General features: G+C 64.4%; 17 protein-coding genes. 4 read left to right on the top strand and 13 right to left on the bottom strand.

Translation table 11 applies throughout. The features are described from left to right. Nucleotides 1-388 precede the first annotated feature (388 nt). The 3 genes from BWR19_00320 to BWR19_00310 all read right to left on the bottom strand — a co-directional run bounded on the left by BWR19_00320 (nucleotide 389) and on the right by BWR19_00310 (nucleotide 2896). Nucleotides 389-1135 (bottom strand): GntR family transcriptional regulator, encoded by a 747-nt coding sequence (locus BWR19_00320; protein ID APX94835.1) that lies wholly within the window; start codon nucleotides 1133-1135, stop codon nucleotides 389-391. A 151-nt stretch (nucleotides 1136-1286) separates the two neighbouring features. Then, on the bottom strand, nucleotides 1287-2489 hold the full coding sequence (locus BWR19_00315) for a hypothetical protein (protein ID APX91521.1): 1203 nt from the start codon (nucleotides 2487-2489) through the stop codon (nucleotides 1287-1289). Nucleotides 2490-2542: 53 nt separating this feature from the next. After that, entirely contained in the window at nucleotides 2543-2896 is a 354-nt protein-coding gene (locus BWR19_00310) for a hydroxyisourate hydrolase (GenBank protein ID APX91520.1), read from the bottom strand. Nucleotides 2897-3046: 150 nt separating this feature from the next. On the opposite strand from BWR19_00310, the gene BWR19_00305 reads away from it, so the two are divergent. From BWR19_00305 to BWR19_00290, 4 genes are all read left to right on the top strand, one after another. Then, nucleotides 3047-3571, top strand: a complete 525-nt coding sequence (locus BWR19_00305) for an OHCU decarboxylase (GenBank protein ID APX91519.1) — start codon at nucleotides 3047-3049, stop codon at nucleotides 3569-3571. 105 nt (nucleotides 3572-3676) lie between these two features. Beyond that, entirely contained in the window at nucleotides 3677-4510 is an 834-nt protein-coding gene (locus BWR19_00300) for an IclR family transcriptional regulator (protein APX91518.1), read from the top strand. Between the two features lie 77 nt (nucleotides 4511-4587). Further along, complete coding sequence (locus BWR19_00295) at nucleotides 4588-5616, top strand: aspartate carbamoyltransferase (GenBank protein ID APX91517.1); 1029 nt, start codon at nucleotides 4588-4590, stop codon at nucleotides 5614-5616. A gap of 108 nt (nucleotides 5617-5724) precedes the next feature. Then, on the top strand, nucleotides 5725-6366 hold the full coding sequence (locus tag BWR19_00290; protein ID APX91516.1) for a hypothetical protein: 642 nt from the start codon (nucleotides 5725-5727) through the stop codon (nucleotides 6364-6366). Here the strand turns inward: BWR19_00290 and BWR19_00285 are convergent. From BWR19_00285 to BWR19_00240, 10 genes are all read right to left on the bottom strand, one after another. Next, complete coding sequence (locus tag BWR19_00285) at nucleotides 6363-6803, bottom strand: Holliday junction resolvase RuvX (protein ID APX91515.1); 441 nt, start codon at nucleotides 6801-6803, stop codon at nucleotides 6363-6365. The genes BWR19_00290 and BWR19_00285 overlap by 4 nt on opposite strands. A gap of 16 nt (nucleotides 6804-6819) precedes the next feature. Next, the gene (locus BWR19_00280) at nucleotides 6820-7377 is read right to left on the bottom strand and encodes a hypothetical protein (protein APX91514.1); all 558 of its coding nucleotides are present in this window, start codon (nucleotides 7375-7377) and stop codon (nucleotides 6820-6822) included. A 30-nt stretch (nucleotides 7378-7407) separates the two neighbouring features. Further along, nucleotides 7408-8295 carry a hypothetical protein gene (locus BWR19_00275; GenBank protein ID APX91513.1) on the bottom strand — a complete coding sequence of 296 codons (888 nt, stop codon included), beginning with the start codon at nucleotides 8293-8295 and terminating at the stop codon, nucleotides 7408-7410. A gap of 10 nt (nucleotides 8296-8305) precedes the next feature. After that, the gene (locus tag BWR19_00270) at nucleotides 8306-9262 is read right to left on the bottom strand and encodes a glutathione synthase (GenBank protein ID APX91512.1); all 957 of its coding nucleotides are present in this window, start codon (nucleotides 9260-9262) and stop codon (nucleotides 8306-8308) included. Between the two features lie 94 nt (nucleotides 9263-9356). Further along, a complete protein-coding gene (locus tag BWR19_00265; protein ID APX91511.1) occupies nucleotides 9357-10064 on the bottom strand; it encodes an RNA-binding protein in 708 nt (235 codons plus the stop codon). 165 nt (nucleotides 10065-10229) lie between these two features. Further along, the gene (locus BWR19_00260; GenBank protein APX91510.1) at nucleotides 10230-11807 is read right to left on the bottom strand and encodes an aldehyde dehydrogenase (NADP(+)); all 1578 of its coding nucleotides are present in this window, start codon (nucleotides 11805-11807) and stop codon (nucleotides 10230-10232) included. 12 nt (nucleotides 11808-11819) lie between these two features. Beyond that, nucleotides 11820-12812: an FAH family protein gene (locus BWR19_00255; protein ID APX91509.1), complete on the bottom strand. Its 993-nt coding sequence runs from the start codon at nucleotides 12810-12812 to the stop codon at nucleotides 11820-11822. A gap of 56 nt (nucleotides 12813-12868) precedes the next feature. Beyond that, nucleotides 12869-14002 carry a 4-hydroxybutyrate dehydrogenase gene (locus BWR19_00250; protein APX91508.1) on the bottom strand — a complete coding sequence of 378 codons (1134 nt, stop codon included), beginning with the start codon at nucleotides 14000-14002 and terminating at the stop codon, nucleotides 12869-12871. Nucleotides 14003-14141: 139 nt separating this feature from the next. Next, complete coding sequence (locus tag BWR19_00245; GenBank protein APX91507.1) at nucleotides 14142-15032, bottom strand: 2-hydroxy-3-oxopropionate reductase; 891 nt, start codon at nucleotides 15030-15032, stop codon at nucleotides 14142-14144. Nucleotides 15033-15136: 104 nt separating this feature from the next. Then, on the bottom strand, nucleotides 15137-16666 hold the full coding sequence (locus BWR19_00240; GenBank protein APX91506.1) for a galactonate dehydratase: 1530 nt from the start codon (nucleotides 16664-16666) through the stop codon (nucleotides 15137-15139). Between the last annotated feature and the right edge of the window lie 2 nt (nucleotides 16667-16668).

Here is a 16668-nt window from a genome sequence, read left to right as displayed (position 1 = left end):
CGCAGAGGTAACCCCATGATATCAGGCACTTTTACTCGTTCTTCAACGCTGGCATGAGAGATCGCGAGCCATTATGCGCGCCGCGGGAATCAGCAGCACACTTTTCATGTATACAATTTTATTGATTTATTGAGTACATAACTAGGCTGTGAGTAGAGAGGAAAGAAGAGAGAGGAGAGAGCATCAATGCTCGTAAATCAACACGTATCGTCTTTATCTTATGTAGATATACTGCATTTATAATGCTTTGGGAGGGTCTATACGATATCCAGCTCCCCTATCACTGTCATGAGCGCCGCCGAATGGTCTGCTGAGCCCGTAACAAAACCAAGCCAATAAGTCAGCTAGTGCCTGCGGCCTGTTCACACAAATAAAACCACACAGCACTTCAACCGCCAAAGATGCGCTGCAGGTCAGGCACCTCTTCGACCTCCTCGACGATCGACAGCGAGGCCTCGATGGCCTTGAGGTGGCGGCTCATAAAGGCCGCGGCACGCTCGCCGTCACCCGCCTCGAGGAAGCGGATCAGCTCGTCATGGTCGTGGGACTCGCAGCCCAGGTGGCCGGGGTTGCCGTAAACGGCGAGGATCAGCGACGAGCGCGAGCACAGCCTGCCCACGAACTCGGCCAGGGTGGCATTACCCGAGAGTTGCGCCAGACGCTCGTGGAAGGCCGCTGAGAGCTTGATCGCGGTGCTCTGTTCACCGGCGCGCAGTGCCTCGCGCTCGCGACACGCCATGTCACGCAGCTCGCCGACATCTGCTGGCGTGATGCCCCGGGCGACATCCGACATCAGACCGCATTCGACCATCTGGCGGGCATCGAAGACGTCCTTGGCTTCCTCGGCGGTGGGGCGGGTCACGCTGGCCCCGCGACGCGGGGTCAGGGTTACCAGCTGCTCCAATGCCAGGCGCTGCAGGATCTTGCGGATGCCGGTACGGCTGACCCCGAACACCTCCGACAGGGCGTCCTCGCGCAGCCGCGCACCGGGTTTCAGGCGGTGCTCGATGATGGCATCGCTGATCGAACGGTAGATCGCATCGTGACGTTCGGCGCCGTCGCCGTTCTTGCCCAGGCGCTTGCGTGGCTTGGCATCGCTGGGCGCCGCCGTGGAGGCGGGCTGTCGCTGGGTCATGATAGGCATCTCTCCTCGTCGTCGACGCAGGGCCGTGAAGCGGGGGCAGCTGCACGGGTCATGCGTTCATTGTATACACATCGCGACAGCGGATACGACTGCGGCCCGCCGAGGTGGCGGGCCGCAGGCATGAAGGGCGGGGCTTGGCCGGTCAGTCGCGCCAGGCGGCGATCGCCTCACGCTCCTCGTCGGTCATATTGGTCATGTTGCCGAGCGGCATGTAGCCGCTCTCGACCACCTGCTGGATCTGACTCCTCTGGCGACGAATCTCGTCCTCGGAGTCGTAGGTGACACCGGCCGGCGCCGAGGAGAAGCTGGCATGGCTGGGGCTCCGCGCATGGCACTGCACGCAGTGCTGCTCGATGATGGTGGTGACCTCTTCCATCGAGGTGCCCTCGTCACCGTCGGCGGCCGGCGCGCCGGGGCCGGCCGGCATGGCCACCCACATCGCCAAGGCGATCAGCGCGGTACCCGCGGCCGGGTAGGCCGGCTGGATCTTGCCCGAGTGCATCAGCACGAAGAACTGACGGATCAGCGCCCCGGCGAAGATGAACAGCGACATGATCACCCAGGCCTGATCATGGTTATAGGCGAACGAGTAGTGGTTGCTGATCATCAGCAGCACCACCGGCAGGGTGAAGTAGGTGTTGTGCACCGAGCGCTGCTTGCCGCGCTTGCCGTCCAGCGGGTTGGGGGTCTCGCCGGCCTTCATCGCCGCGACCATGCGCCGCTGACCGGGGATGATCCAGAAGAACACGTTGGCCGACATCGCCGTGGCCATTACCGCACCGGTGAGCAGGAAGGCCGCACGGCCCGAGAACATCTGGGTACTCAGGTAGGCCACCACCACCATCAGTAACGCCACGGCCAGGCTGAGCAGGCCATCGCGCTCCATGTTGGGGCTGATGCGCTTGCACATCTCGTTGTAGACCACCCAGCCGCCGAGCAGGAAGGCCAGCGCCAGGATATTGGCTTGCGTACCGCTGAGGTTGGCGGCCCACTCCCAGCTGCTGCCGGGATTGACCAGGTAGAAACTTGGGTTGGCCATATATAGCAGCACGAACAGCGCAAAGCCCGACAGCCAGGTGGCGTAGGACTTCCAGAACGACCAGTGCAGGTCATCGGGCAGCTTGGCCGGCGCCGTGGCGTACTTCTGGTTGTGATAGAAGCCGCCGCCGTGGACCGCCCACATCTCGCCGAACACGCCCTTGTCGCGGTCCTCGGCGGCCTTGGGCTTCTTCAGGCCGTTGTCCAGCATCACGAAGTAGATCGATTCGCCGATCCAGGCAATCGCGGCGATGACGTGTAGCCATCGCAGCAGCAAGTTGGCGAACTCCAGGAGAAAGGATTGCATACGCTAGCTCTCGCGGTGGTTGTTGTGTCGTCTCTGGGTCAGGGTATCGCCGCTCAGCTGCCGCGGTAGGTCGAGTAGCTGTAGGGCGACAGCAGCAGCGGCACGTGGTAGTGCTCGCCGGCATCGGCGACGCCGAAGCGCAGCGGGATGCGATCGAGAAAGCGCGGTTCGCGGCCGGCCACGCCCTGGCGGGTCAGGTACTCGCCGGCGTGGAACAGCAGTTCATATTCGCCCACGCTGAAGGCGTCGCCCTCGAGGATCGGCGCATCGCAGCGGCCGTCGTCGTTGGTCACCACCTCACCGAGGCGGGTGCGCTGCTCGCCCTCGAGGCGAAACACCTCGATACGAATGCCGTGCCCGGGGCGACCCAGAGAGGTGTCCAATACATGCGTCGTCAAGCGTCCCATGGGGATCTCCTGTTGTTGGTGAGGTGGCTAGACCCTATCCTATGAAGACAGTTTTAGCCGTTAATAGAGTACATTTCAAAGTTTTTTTGTATACAGTAAGTGTATTGCATTATTCCTGACCCGACGAGCACGCCCAAGGAGGCCGCCATCATGAGCATTTCCCTGCTGACCCCTCGCCCCAGCCAACTCGACCGCCACGCCTTCGTGGCAAGCTATGGCGACATCTACGAGCACTCGCCGTGGGTCGCCGAGCTGGCCTGGGAGGATGGCCTCAGCGCTGCACAGGACAGCCCCGCCGGCCTCGCCGCGGCGATGGGCGAGGTACTTAGCCGCGCCAGCGCCGAGCGTCAGCTCGAGGTGATCCGCGCCCACCCCGACCTGGCCGGCAAGGCGGCGCTGGCCGGCGAGCTGACCGACGACTCGACCCGTGAGCAGGCCGGCGCTGGGCTCGACCAGTGCAGCCCGGAGGAGTTGGCACGCTTCGAGCGCCTCAACGACGCCTACAAGACCAAGTTCGGCTTCCCGTTCGTGATGGCGGTCAAGGGCAACGACCGGCACGATATCCTGGCCGCCTTCGAGACCCGCCTCGACAACGACCCCGCCAAGGAGCGGCGCACCGCCGTCGAGCAGATCAATCGCATTGCCCTGCTGAGGCTCGAGAGCCGCGTGGACTAGCTGCCGCAGCGGAATGGAATCGATTTCCGCCGACACGACAGCTCGACAGCGAGCGTGTATCCTATGCACCAGCGATTACTGGTGCACGGGGATGGGGAGCAAGGCGTGAGCGAGACCAAACGCAAGGCGGTAGGCCGGCCGGCCGGGTCGGGCAAGAGCAGCGGCGGGCACAGCCAGTCGCTGGTGCGCGGGCTGAATATCCTCGAGGGGCTGGCCGCGGCGCCGGTGGGCCTGGCGCTGTCCGACATTGCCCAGATCGTCGGCCTGGCGCCCTCCACCACTCATCGCCTGCTTCAGGCGCTGCACAAGCAGGGCTTCATCACCCAGGATGCCGAGCTGGGGCTATGGAAGATCGGCGTCAAGACCTTCCAGATCGGCAACACCTTCCTCGAGTCCCGCGACTTCGTTGCCACCGCCCGCCCCTATCTGCGGCGGCTCACCGACGAGAGCGGCGAATCGGCCAACCTCGGCATCCGCGACGACGGCATGGCGGTGTTCCTGGCCCAGAGCGAGTCGCCGCAGATGATGCGCATGATCACCCGCCTCGGCTCGCGGGCGCCGCTGCACGCCTCGGGCGTCGGCAAGGCGCTGCTGGCCTGGCTGCCGGAGAAGGAGGTCGAGCGTATCCTGCAGGCCCGCGGGCTGCCCAAGGTCACCGACAACACCATCGACACCCCCGCACGGCTGCGCCAGGGCATGGCCGAGATTCGCCGCCAGGGCTACGCCTGCGACCGCGAGGAGCACGCCGTGGGCCTGCACTGCGTGGCCGCCTCGATCCACGACGAGCAGGGCAATCCGCTGGGCGCCATCTCGGTCTCGGGGCCGGTGGCGCGGATTCCCGAATCGCGGCTCGCCGAGCTCGGCGGCCTGGTCAGCCGCGCCGCCCGCGAGATCACCACCCAGCTGGGCGGCCGCCTGCCCAGCGCCGACGAGTATTGATCGCCGCGGGCTCGTGCCGTACCACGCGTTCGCGGGTACACTGAGCACCAGTTTTCTGCCGCACTGCGAGGCCCGCGATGAGTCCCCACCTGCTGTCCGTCGATTCTCTCTCCCGTGACCGCGTCGATCACCTGCTGCGGGTCGCCGCGCGCATGGAACCCATTGCCCAGCGCCGCCAGGTCACTCGGGTACTGGAGGGCGCGGTGCTCGGCAACCTGTTCTTCGAGGCCAGCACCCGTACCCGGGTCAGCTTCAATGCCGCCTTCTGCCGCCTGGGGGGTAGCGTCTGCGACACCACCGGCTTCACCTTCTCGTCGATGGCCAAGGGCGAGTCGCTCTACGACACCAGCCGAGTGATGAGCGGCTACTGCGACGCCATCGTCATGCGCCACCCCGACCAGGGCTCGGTGGCCGAGTTCGCCGCCGCCACCCATGTGCCGGTGATCAACGGTGGCGACGGCCCCGGCGAGCACCCCAGCCAGGCGCTGCTCGACTTCTATACCATCGACAAGGAGTTCGCGCGCCTCGGCAAGCCGCTGGCCGGTGCCCATGTGCTGCTGACCGGCGACCTCAAGTACGGCCGCACCGTGCACTCGCTGATCAAGCTGCTGTCGCTCTACGACCCCATGCGCATCACCCTGGTGGCGCCGCCGGGACTGGAGATGCCGAGTCACCTGATCGACCTGGTCACCTCCCGCGGGCACCGGGTCGAGCAGCGCGAGAGCCTGGCCGACGACTATGCCGACGTGGACGTGGTCTACACCACGCGGATTCAGAAGGAGCGCTTCACCGCCGAGATGAGCGAGGGCTTCAGCCTGTCGCGGGACTTCAGCGTCGACCGTACCTTCATGGACACGCGCTGTGGCCGCGACACCATCGTCATGCACCCGCTGCCCCGCGACAGTCGTGCCGAGGCCAACGACCTGGACGTTGACCTCAACGGCGACCCGCGTCTGGCGATCTTCCGCCAGACCGACAACGGCATACCGGTACGCATGGCAATCTTCGCCACCCTGCTGCAGGTCGAGGACCTGATCGAGCAGGACCTGCGCCCGGTGCGCTGGTTCGTGCCTGAACGGGTGGGGGTCGACGACGCCGTATCCTAGCCGATGGGATAGGCTGCCGAACGCCGTGGAATGTGCGAGACTGCGAATATCGGCCTGGCATCGTCCACCAACAACAATCATGCGTACTGTCGAGGAGTCATATCGCCCATGAACATGCACACCGCCTACCTCTCACTGGGAGCCTTCTATAGCCTGCTGATTGCCATCGGCGCCTTGGCGCTGCTGATGGGCGGCGGCTCGGCCGTGTCGATCGTACAGCTTGGCATTGGCGCACTGGCCGTGGTCGGCCTGTGGGGCTATACCCTGGGACGCGGTTTCATGAACCCGCGGATCTGGCGGCCGCTGGCGGGAATACTGGCGATTGCCGTGGTGCTGCAGGTGGTCATGGTACTGACCGCGGGCCTGTCGAAGACCGACATCACCTGGATGCTGATCAGCGCGGTATTCTCGGCCCTGCTGGTGGTGATCCTGTTCCACTACGGCAACCGTGACCAGGCGCTGTGGGCCTCCGAGGAGGACGTCGAGGGCGGCAAGACGCTCGAGACGCTGCTCAAGCGCCAGTCACCGCTGAGCGCGGAGAACGTCAACGACAAGCGCAAGGCCAGCGTCACCGTGGGCCGTGAGGGCAACCACTACAGCGTGCGGGTGCGCCGCGAGCACGGCGGCGAGGTCGAGCAGTTCGAGGAGCGCTTCAGCCATCCGGCGACCCTGGCGTTCTTCATCGAGAAGTACACCTGCATCACCGCCGACGATATCGCCAAGCAGAACACCGGCGTCGGCAGCGACTAGCCGAGTAATCCTTCCTGGCGGGCGAACCAGCCCTCCAGGATCAGCACCGCGGCAATCCCATCGACGCTGTCGTCACGGTAATTGCCGCGGTGCCCCGCCTCCTTGGCAATGGCCTTGGCCTCCCGGGTCGAGCCACGCTCGTCGACCATCTCGCAGGGAACCCCGTAGCGACCGAACAGGCGCTTGCCGAATTTGCGCGCCCGCACGCTCATCTCCTGCTCGTCGCCGTCGCGGGTCAGCGGCAGCCCGACCACGAACAGGTCGGGGCGCCACTCGTCGACCAGCCGCGAGACGACCGCCCAGTCGGGAATACCGTCGCGGGCACTCAGCGGCTCGAGCTGGCGCGCGCTGGCCAGCAGCTCGTTGCCCACCGCCACGCCGATCCGCCGAGTGCCGAAGTCGAAGGCCAGGATCAGGCGTTCACCGGCCTTGCCCATCAGCCGCGCCCGAGTCTCATGAGTGACCCGCCTCGCGACTCATCAGGTTGAGATCCACGCCGAGGCTGCCGGCGGCGGCCTGAAGGCGCTGCTCGGGCGGGGTGTCGAAGAGAATCTGTGCGCTGCCCTCCACGGTCAGCCAGGCGTTCTCCATGAGCTCGCCCTCGAGCTGGCCGGCCTCCCAGCCGGCACACCCCAGGCAGACCAGGAACTGCTCGGGGCCGCGGCCAGCGGCCAGCGCCTGGAGCATGTCCATGGAGGTGGTAAGGGCGATATCCTCGGCAACCTGGATGCTGGAGTCCCAGGCAGCGGCCGTGCCGCGGTGCAGGATGAAGCCGCGATCCTTGTGCACCGGGCCGCCGTAGTAGACCGGCGCATCGCAGTGCGGGCTGTCATCGCCGCCCAGGTCGAGCTGCTCGAACAGGGCGTCGAGGGTCAGGTCGAGGGGGCGATTGACGATCACCCCCATGGTGCCGTTGTCATCGTGGTCGCACAGGTAACTCAGGCTACCGGCGAAATTGGCGTCCTCGAGATGAGGCATCGCCAGCAAAAAATGGTGTTTCAAGCTTTGCATGGGCCTCCCGGGCGCGGGGCGGTCCTGCCCTCATTGCACGCCGATATGATTGCCTTTCCCGAAACGCCAGACGCGGGTGATCGACAGGCTATCGAGCTCCCCCAGTGCCTCTTCGAAGGGCGGGTAGGGGGCCGCACCGTGCACGGTGGCCAGCGCCACCCGGTCGAGTTCGGGATGTGACGATGATTGTACCACCTCTGCCTGGCGGAGCTGACCGTCGCGGCCGATCACCACGCGGATGCGCAGCTCACCGTCGAGGTGTGGCGGGGCCGGATAGTCACGGTTGCCGTAGGTCTCGATACGCCGCGTCCAGGCCTCGATATAGCGCGCCTCGGCGGCCGCGCGGGCAGCCTGGCGTGCCTCTCCGGGCTGCTCGGCGGCCAGCGTAGCGGCCTCGCCCTGCTGCCGCAGGCTGAGCGCCGCCTGGCCGAGCGGGTCACGGCTGTCGCGCGCCCCGGCTTGCGCCTCAGGGCGCGGGTCGGCCAGGGCCGGCACTTGCGCCAGCGCCGGGTCGACGCGGGTCGGGCTCGGCTCGCCCTGGCTGGCGCTGACCACCGCCGCCAGCGGCGCCGTCGGCGCGGCAGACAGGTCGGGGGTCAGCTCTCCGGCCTCGGCGGCGGGCGCGGTCAGGGCCTGGTCGGCGGCAGACAGGCGGGCCGCCGCCGCACTGGCCTCGCTGTCGCCGCGCGCCTGCTGGTCGGCCTCGGCGATGCTGTCGCTGTCCACCGCTTGCTGAGCGGGCTGGCTGACCAGCACCACGTCGATACTCGCCCGCGGCGCCACCTGAGGACTCAGCGTCCAGCTCGCCACCACTCCCAGGATCGCCAGGTGCAGCACGATCGCCAGCGCCCAGGCCAGCCAGCGCCGGTAGCCGCGGGTGACCGGCGCGTAGTCGATGGCATCGCCGACGCTGGCCATGTGGGCCGCCTCAGCCGAGCCGCCGCGCGATGGCGTCCAGCAGCATCCCGGCGATATCGGTGCCGCGCTGGTCGTCGATCTCGCGCACGCAGGTCGGGCTGGTGACGTTGATCTCGGTGATGTAGTCGCCGATCACATCGAGGCCGACGAACAGCAGCCCCTTGTCGCGAATCATGGGCTGAACCTGCTCGATCAACCAGTGATCGCGTGCGGTCAGCTCGCGGCTGATGCCGGTGCCGCCGGCGGCCAGGTTGCCGCGGGTCTCGCCGGCCATCGGCACCCGCGCCAGCCCGAAGGGTACCGGCTCGCCGTCGACCAGCAGGATGCGGGTGTCGCCGTCGCGGATCTCGGGGATATAGCGCTGGGCCATGATCTGGCGCTGGCCGCGCTCGGTGAGGGTTTCGATGATGGCGCCGAGATTGCGGCCCTCGGACTGCACGTGGAAGATGCCGCTGCCGCCCATGCCGTCGAGGGGCTTGAAGATCACATCGCCATGCTCGGCGTGGAAGGCGCGCAGCACCGGCTCGCTGCACGACACCAGGGTCGGCGTGCAGCACTGCGGGAACTGCTGGGCGAACAGCTTTTCGTTGCACTCCAGCAGCGCGCGGGTCGGATTGACCACCAGCACGCCCTCGCGCTCGGCGAAGCCCAGCAGGTGTACGGCATTGAGGAAGTGCGCGTCCACCGGCGGGTCCTTGCGCATCAGGATCACGTCGAGCTCGGCCAGCGGCCGCGCGGCTGGCGCGCCCAGGTCATACCAGTGCTGGGGGTCGCGGTGCACCTCGAGCTCGGACTGCCGGGCATAGGCGCGGCCATCCTGCAGGAACAGGTCCTCCTGCTGCATGTAAGACAGCGACCAGCCGCGATCCTGGATCGCCCACAGCATGGCCATGGTGGTGTCTTTCTTGTAGGCGATATCGGCGATGGGGTCCATCACCACGCCAATCCTGAGTGCGCGTTTGCTCATCGAGACAGTATCCATCGGTTCGACTAACGATGCGCGCAGTATGACCCAGCCTATCGCCAATGGCCACGCCACGGCGCTAGCCGTCAGCCTGGCGTCAGCGGCCCTCGTGACTGCCCGGCACCAGGCGAATACCGCCCTCCTCGATGACGATCAAGCGACGCTTGTAGAGCCGCCCGATGGCCTGCTTGAAGGCGCTCTTGCTGACCCCGAGGCGCGCCTTGATCTCCGCAGCCGGGCTCTTGTCGGCCAGCGCCAGGTAGCCACCGCTCTCGCGTAGCGCCTTGAGCACCGCCTCGCCGACCACGTCAAGCTTGGCTGCACCGGGCGGCAGCAGCGACAGATCGAGGCGGCCGTCGTCGCGCACCCGCTTGACGTAGCCGGTCAGCCGCTGGCCGCGGCGCAGCGCGCGCGGCAGGTCGTCGTGGTAGAGCAGCCCCCAGTAGCGGTGATTGACCACCGCCTTGACGCCCAGGTCGGTGCGATCCTCGGTGATCAGCGTCACCTCGTCCCCCGCGGCCAGGCCCTCGGCAGCGTCGACGATAAAGCGGTCGAGGCGCTGCGAGGCCACCGGCCGTCCCTGCTGATCCTGATAGATCACCACCAGCACCCGCTTGCCGACGTCGGGGCGGAAACGCTGCTCACCGAACGGCAACAGCAGGTCCTTCGGCTGGCCCCAGGCCAGGAAGGCCCCGGTGGCATTGACCGTGACCACCTCCAGGTAAGCCACCTCGCCAACGCGGGCCAGGGGTGTAGGAGAAACAGCAGCGGACGACATGGGGGGCTCCCGAGGCGGGCGTGGCATAGGGGTATATCCAAGTAAACAGCAAAGTGGTCGCCATTATGTCGTGGCAATGCCGCGGGCGGCAAAGAGCGATCAAAAAAAGCGGCCCGCAGGCCGCTATAAAGGTCTCACTTGCTTGCCTCACACGGGCGCATCGCCCAGGTTCTTACACTGTTGCGTCTTGCATCACGCTTCGCGCTTGCCGTCCACCAGCCGTGACACGCCCAGTGGGTTGCCGTCCTTGAGCGCCTCGGGCAGTAGCCCTTCCGGCAGCGCCTGGTAGCACACCGGGCGCAGGAAGCGCTGGATCGCGGCGCTGCCCACCGAGGTGGTGCGGGCATCCGACGTCGCCGGATAAGGGCCGCCGTGGACCATGGCGTGGCATACCTCGACCCCGGTGGGCCAGCCGTTGGCGAGGATCCGCCCGGCCTTGCGTTCGAGGATCGGCAGCAGCGCCTTGGCGGCGGCCAGGTCGCCATCGTCCATCTGTAGGGTGACGGTCAGCTGCCCCTCCAGGCCCTTGGCCACGCGCTGCATCTCGGCCTGGTCGGCGCACTCGATCACCAGCGAGGTGGCACCGAAGACCTCGGCCTGTAGCGCCTCGTCGGCGAGGAAGTCCGCGGCGCTAGCCACGAACAGCCCGGTCTGGCACTGATGCGGGCCATCACCCGATGCGCCGCGGGCGATTTCACGCACCTTGGCGTTACCGGCAAGCGCGCCCAGGCCGTCGGCATAGGCGCCGTGAATGCCGGGGGTGAGCATGGTCTGGGCGGCGCTTGCCGTGACCGCTGCGCCGGCGGCACGGATAAAGGCGTCCAGCGCCTCGCCCTTGACGCCCAGCACCAGGCCGGGGTTGGTGCAGAACTGGCCGGCGCCCATGTTCAAGGAACCCACGAAGCCGTCAGCGATCTCGACACCGCGCGCCGCGAGCGCTTCCGGCAGCAGGAACACCGGATTGATCGAGCTCATCTCGGCGTAGACCGGGATCGGCTGTGGCCGAGCCTGGGCGGTCTGCATCAAGGCGGTACCGCCGCTGCGCGAGCCGGTAAAGCCCACTGCCTGGATGCGTGGGTCGCTGACCAGCGCCTGGCCGATCTCACGCCCCGAGCCGAACAGCAGCGAGAAGGTGCCCTCGGGCAGGCGGCACTTGGCGACAGCGCGCTGGATGGCACGGCCCACCAGCTCCGAGGTGCCGGGGTGGGCGGAGTGGCCCTTGACCACCACCGGGCAGCCGGCGGCCAGTGCCGAGGCGGTGTCGCCGCCGGCCACCGAGAACGCCAGCGGGAAGTTGGAGGCACCGAACACGGCGACCGGGCCCAGGGCGATATGCCGCTGGCGCAGGTCGACGCGGGGCATCGGCGCGCGCTCGGGCAGCGCCGGGTCGTGACGTACGTCGAGCCACTCGCCGGCGCGCACCACCGAGGCGAACAGGCGCAGCTGACCGCAGGTGCGGCCGCGCTCGCCCTCGAGGCGTGCCTGGGGCAGGCCGGTCTCGGCCATGCCGCGCTGGGTCAGCTCATCGCCGATCGCCTCGATCTCGCTGGCAATGGTCTCGAGAAAGGTCGCGCGTTCCTCGAGCGTGGTCTCGCGGTAGGCGTCGAAGGCCGCCTCGGCGAGTTCGCAGGCCTGCGCGACCTCGACCTGGCCGCCACCGCGATAGACCGGCTCGAGGGCCTCGCCGGTGGCGGGATTGGTGGCGCGGATCTCGGCGCGATCGCCGCTGACGGCCTGCTGGCCGATGATGAGTTGTCCAGATAAGCTCATAGGGCTCTCCTGTCAGAGGGGGGAAACTTGGCCATCTACGGAGTCGGTCTCGAAGCGCAGCGGATTGCGCAGCGGCCGTCCGAAGGCGGGCAGCTCGACCTCGAAGCGATCGCCATCGCGGGTCTTGATGCCGTCGGCAAAGCTCAGCGTCGCGGTGCCGAAGAAGTGCACGTGGACGTCGCCGGGGCGGCGGAAGTTGGGGTACTTGAAGTGGTGGTGCTCAAGGTTGGCCAGGCTGTGCGCCATGTTGGCCTCGCCGGTGAGGAACGGCTTCTGCCACAGCGTCTGGCCGTCGCGTACGATACGGCTGACGCCCTCCAGGTGCTCGGGCAGCTCGCCGACCAACAGCTCCGGGCCAAAACTGCAGGCGCGCAACTTGGAGTGGGCCAGCCACAGGTAGTTGAAGCGCTCGGTGACGTGATCGGAGAATTCGTTTCCAATGGCGTAACCGACCCGCCACGGTGTGCCGTCGGCGCCGACCAGGTAGAGCCCGGCCAGCTCCGGCTCCTCGCCGGCGTCCTCGGCGAAGGCAGGCACCGGCAACGCGGCTTCGGGGGCCACGATGCAGTCGCCGTCGCCCTTGTAGAACCACTCCGGCTGAGCACCGGGCTCGCCGGGGGCGGGCTTGCCGCCCTCCACGCCGAGCTTGAACATGCGCATGGAGTCGGTCAGCTCCTCCTCCTTCACTTGCGTCTTGGTGTGCATCGCCGAGCGGGTATCGGCGCTGCCCAGGTGGGTGAGGCCGGTGCCGGTGACTAGGCAGTGGGCCGGGTCGGGATGGGTCAGCGGCGGCAGCAGGCGCCGCTCGTCGACCAGCGTCCGGTAGTCGACCAGCGTCCCGCCGAGGCGCGCTTCGATGACCCGGGTGAGCGGCTGGCCGGAGTCAATGGCGATTTGCGCCAGGGCATAGGTGCCGCCGTCGATATCGATGGGGCGCACCGCGCCGGAGTTTTCCACCAAGGCCACCCGCAGTTGGTCCTCGTCGAGGTATTGGATCAGTCGCATGGTAATCTCACCAAGTTGTACTAGAAACTTTAACTGCTAGGTAAAACACTGTCGGATCAGAGCGCCTCTTCGAGCATCGCGCGAAAATCTTGTAACGTCGCTGGCCGCGGGTTGGTCGGTGTGGAGTGATCTTCACAGGCCCATGCAGAGACCCGATCGAACAGATCGGCCGTCACGCCAAGCGCCGAGAGGCGTGTGGGAAGATGGAGTCTCTCATTCAGCCCTTCGAAAAACACCGCGAGGTCGTCACCCGCAGGGAGTCCCATGACCGTGCGCAGGGTGGCGAATTTCTCTTCGCAATGAGACTGATTGAAGCGCAATACCGTAGGTAGCAGGACGGCATTGAGGGTGCCATGGTGCAAGGGCAGCTCTTGGAAACCACCCAAGGCATGGGACAGGGAGTGCACGGCCCCAAGCCCCTTCTGGAACGCCAAGGCGCCCTCCACAGCGGCCATCATCATCTCACTGCGCGCGGCCATGCTCGGTGTAGGTCCCGAGGCCTCCTCAATGTGATGAATGGCACGCTGTAGCCCATCGAGTGCGATGGCCTCGGCCGGCGGATTGAAACGAGGGCTCAGGTATGTCTCGATGCAGTGCGCTATGGCATCCATCCCCGTTGCCGCTGTGAGGTACTGGGGAAGCGAGGCGGTCATTTCGGGGTCGCAAACCGCCACCGAAGGGATCAGGTAGGGAGAAATGAAGCCCAGTTTGTGTTCGTCATCCATGCAGATTAACGAGCCTCGTCCTACTTCACTCCCGGTGCCTGCCGTCGTGGGTACGGCAATCAGAGGTAATACCTGAGCGGTGATCCGGGAAGCCCCACCGTCGATCACCGCGTATTGGCGGAGTGGCGGCGCATGCGTCGCCAGCAGCGCCACCCCCTTGGCTAAGTCAATGCTCGAGCCGCCGCCCACGGCGACAAGGCCATCGCAGTCATGCTGTCGGAGCATGGCGAGTGCTTCATGCACAGCGTGTTCCGTCGGGTTGGAAGGCGTCTCCGCGAAAACAGGGGTCGCGGCGGTGAATCCTGCCTTTTCCAGAAAGAGTTGGAAGACGCCACTTTCAATTAACCCTGGGTCGGTTATCAGAAGCGGTTGCTTTACGTTAAGACCATCAAGCTCTGTGGCCATCGAGGCAGCCGCCCCTGAGCCAAAAACAATCTTGGTTAAATAATTGATGGTGTGTAGCATAATAAGACTCCTAGTGCCCCGTGGCATTGATGAGAGTGTTTGTTCTTGTTTTCATACGACGTACCTGGCTAATCACCTTGTCTAAGGGGGGCTCGCCAAACGCTTCACAATCATACAAAGAGCATGATCAACCCCTTAACTAAGGCTCAGGAGTACTGTTTATTCGTTTGATTTCTTGTATTATGGCGCTGTGGTCCAACTCACCATGACCATTATCTACGAGGCTTGCGAAGAGGTCATTGACAAGTGATGAAACTGGCAGTTTCAGGCCAAGCTCTCCAGCAAATGACAGAGCCGTCTGCGTATCTTTTAACTGCCATTTGGCGGGGCCTCCCGGTGTAAAGTCTTGAGCAATCATGCGCTGCCCATGGACGCGTAGAATAGTCGAGTCCGCAAAACCACCCTGCATGGCGGCTAAAACACTAGCGGGATTGGCACCGCCGCGCTCCGCCATTAACAAGGCCTCAGCAACCGTGGTGATAGTGTTAGCGACGATCAGCTGATTGGTAAGCTTGGCTAGCTCCCCGCTACCCGCAGGGCCCACATGCACGGGCGTACCAAGAACGGCCAGGACGGGCTCGACGGCTGCGAAGCTCTCGATAGCACCTCCCACCATGATCGCCAGGGTGCCATCGATGGCGCCTTTTTCGCCCCCGGATACCGGCGCATCCAGATAGTGCACCTGCCGTAAGGCTGCCGCCTCAGCTTGGCGACGAGCCGTTTCCACTGGTATCGAACTCATGACGATCAGCGTTGCATCGCGCTTCATGTTGCTGATTAAACCTTCTGGGCCCAGCAGGATCTCATCACAGACAGGGCCTGAACTGAGCATAATGATGACGACATCACAGTCCGCAACCATCGCCTGGGGTGTCTCCATCATATCGACCCCCAGCGCCTGAAGGACCTCGGCCTTGCGCTGTGTTCGGTTCCAGGCACGCACGCGATAGCCAGCTTTGGCTAAGCGGCCTGCCATCGGGGCACCCATGATACCTGTGCCGATAAAGCCGATAGCGGGGGAAGGCTTCATACTGTTTCCTCTAATCATTCCTTTCACTTAATTGTGCCGCTATGAAAGCATGGCTAACGAATCGCTCAGACCACATCGCGATTAATTGAGATGCTCTACATTCGTTAGGTAACGGCTCCCACCATCCACGGAACGAATTCGTTGCTACCGTATCCCAAGGATTCACTAGCTGTCTTCTCACCAGAAGCAATCGCAATGATCTTTTCAAATATATCTTCACCACAGCTTCTTACTGTTACGTCACCATCAAGGATTCCACCACAATTAATATCCATGTCTTCAGACATAGCTTCATACATGGGTGTATTGGTGGCAAGCTTAATGCAGGGGGCCGGCTTATATCCTGAGACCGAGCCACGCCCAGTAGTAAAGCAGACGATCGTCGATCCCGAGGCGATCTGGCCCGTCACTGAAACGGGGTCATACCCGGGGCTGTCCATGAAATTAAACCCCTGTGTCTTGAGAATCTCTGCATATTCGAGAACATCGTTTAGACTTGAAGAGCCACTTTTCGATACTGCCCCAAGCGATTTTTCAAGTATTGTCGAGAGCCCACCGGCCTTATTACCCGGCGAAGGGTTGTTATTCAGCTCCGCCCCATTTATGCGGGTGTAGTTCTTCCACCAGGCGATACGCTCCAACAACTTGCGAGCGACACTGACATCCACGGCACGATTGAGAAGCAGGTGCTCAGCACCATAGATTTCTGGCGTCTCGGCCAGAATGACGCTACCTCCGTGGCGGACGATAAGATCCGCCGCATAGCCTAGGGCGGGGTTAGCTGTGATTCCCGAGTAACCATCAGAGCCGCCGCACTGCAGGGCGACGGTGAGGTGGCTAAGCGAAGCCGGTTGGCGCCGCGCATGAGCATGGACGTTGGCCATATCGAGCACCCGATCACTGGCGCGCTGGATGCTGGCACGTGTGCCACCCGCTCCTTGGATATTGAAATAATCGATCCGCCCACTCTGTGAGAGTCCATATTTATCCACCAAGGTCTTGACCTGGTTGGTCTCACAGCCCAGACCTATAACGAGCACGAAGGCGAAATTCGGGTTTACCGCATAGCCGGTGATAACACGCTCCAAGAAGGCGAAGCCCTCTGACTCAGTATTCATCGCGCAGCCTGAGCCATGGGTAACTGGCACCACACCATCGAAGCCGAGCTCTTCCAGCCCAGCCGTGGCATTGAGGCTATCCGCTGCGGCCTTGACTACAGTAGCGGAGCAATTGACCGTCGCAACAATCCCAATATAATTTCGTGTGCCAACTCGGCCATCATGGCGGTAAAATCCATCGAAGGTTAGCTCACTTACCTCCACCGGGGTCGGCTTTGCCGGAGAAAAACTCTCGAGGGAGGTGTCGCGCTCAAGCATGGACAGGTTATGAGTATGTACATGTTCGCCGACGCAGATATCGCGACTAGCCAAACCGATCACTTGGCCATATTTAACCACGGTATCATTTGCCGCGATTTCGACCAGTGCGAGCTTATGTCCCGCCATTACATTCTCCCGAGCGCTGGAAAATCCTGCACCCAGGGACATTCCTTCAGGGATGTTGCGGGTGGCCACGCCCACGTTATCACTCGGATCTAGGCGGATAACCACCGGATAGTCATTGATCAGTTCCATCA

The sequence above is a fragment of the Halomonas sp. 1513 genome, from assembly GCA_001971685.1.
GTDB lineage: Bacteria > Pseudomonadota > Gammaproteobacteria > Pseudomonadales > Halomonadaceae > Franzmannia.
Note: the sequence above shows the minus strand (reverse complement) of the source record. Positions and strands in the feature narration are given on the sequence as shown.

Excerpts from the sequence above, each read along its gene's own strand:
- BWR19_00245 (APX91507.1), bottom strand. The coding sequence starts at position 15,032 with ATGAAGCCTTCCCCCGCTATCGGCTTTATCGGCACAGGTATCATGGGT.
- BWR19_00290 (APX91516.1), top strand. The coding sequence starts at position 5,725 with ATGAACATGCACACCGCCTACCTCTCACTGGGAGCCTTCTATAGCCTG.
- BWR19_00310 (APX91520.1), bottom strand. The coding sequence starts at position 2,896 with ATGGGACGCTTGACGACGCATGTATTGGACACCTCTCTGGGTCGCCCC.
- BWR19_00305 (APX91519.1), top strand. The coding sequence starts at position 3,047 with ATGAGCATTTCCCTGCTGACCCCTCGCCCCAGCCAACTCGACCGCCAC.
- BWR19_00315 (APX91521.1), bottom strand. The coding sequence starts at position 2,489 with ATGCAATCCTTTCTCCTGGAGTTCGCCAACTTGCTGCTGCGATGGCTA.
- BWR19_00295 (APX91517.1), top strand. The coding sequence starts at position 4,588 with ATGAGTCCCCACCTGCTGTCCGTCGATTCTCTCTCCCGTGACCGCGTC.
- BWR19_00280 (APX91514.1), bottom strand. The coding sequence starts at position 7,377 with ATGCAAAGCTTGAAACACCATTTTTTGCTGGCGATGCCTCATCTCGAG.
- BWR19_00260 (APX91510.1), bottom strand. The coding sequence starts at position 11,807 with ATGAGCTTATCTGGACAACTCATCATCGGCCAGCAGGCCGTCAGCGGC.
- BWR19_00250 (APX91508.1), bottom strand. The coding sequence starts at position 14,002 with ATGCTACACACCATCAATTATTTAACCAAGATTGTTTTTGGCTCAGGG.
- BWR19_00240 (APX91506.1), bottom strand. The coding sequence starts at position 16,666 with ATGGAACTGATCAATGACTATCCGGTGGTTATCCGCCTAGATCCGAGT.
- BWR19_00320 (APX94835.1), bottom strand. The coding sequence starts at position 1,135 with ATGACCCAGCGACAGCCCGCCTCCACGGCGGCGCCCAGCGATGCCAAG.
- BWR19_00270 (APX91512.1), bottom strand. The coding sequence starts at position 9,262 with ATGAGCAAACGCGCACTCAGGATTGGCGTGGTGATGGACCCCATCGCC.
- BWR19_00255 (APX91509.1), bottom strand. The coding sequence starts at position 12,812 with ATGCGACTGATCCAATACCTCGACGAGGACCAACTGCGGGTGGCCTTG.
- BWR19_00265 (APX91511.1), bottom strand. The coding sequence starts at position 10,064 with ATGCCACGCCCGCCTCGGGAGCCCCCCATGTCGTCCGCTGCTGTTTCT.
- BWR19_00275 (APX91513.1), bottom strand. The coding sequence starts at position 8,295 with ATGGCCAGCGTCGGCGATGCCATCGACTACGCGCCGGTCACCCGCGGC.
- BWR19_00285 (APX91515.1), bottom strand. The coding sequence starts at position 6,803 with ATGGGCAAGGCCGGTGAACGCCTGATCCTGGCCTTCGACTTCGGCACT.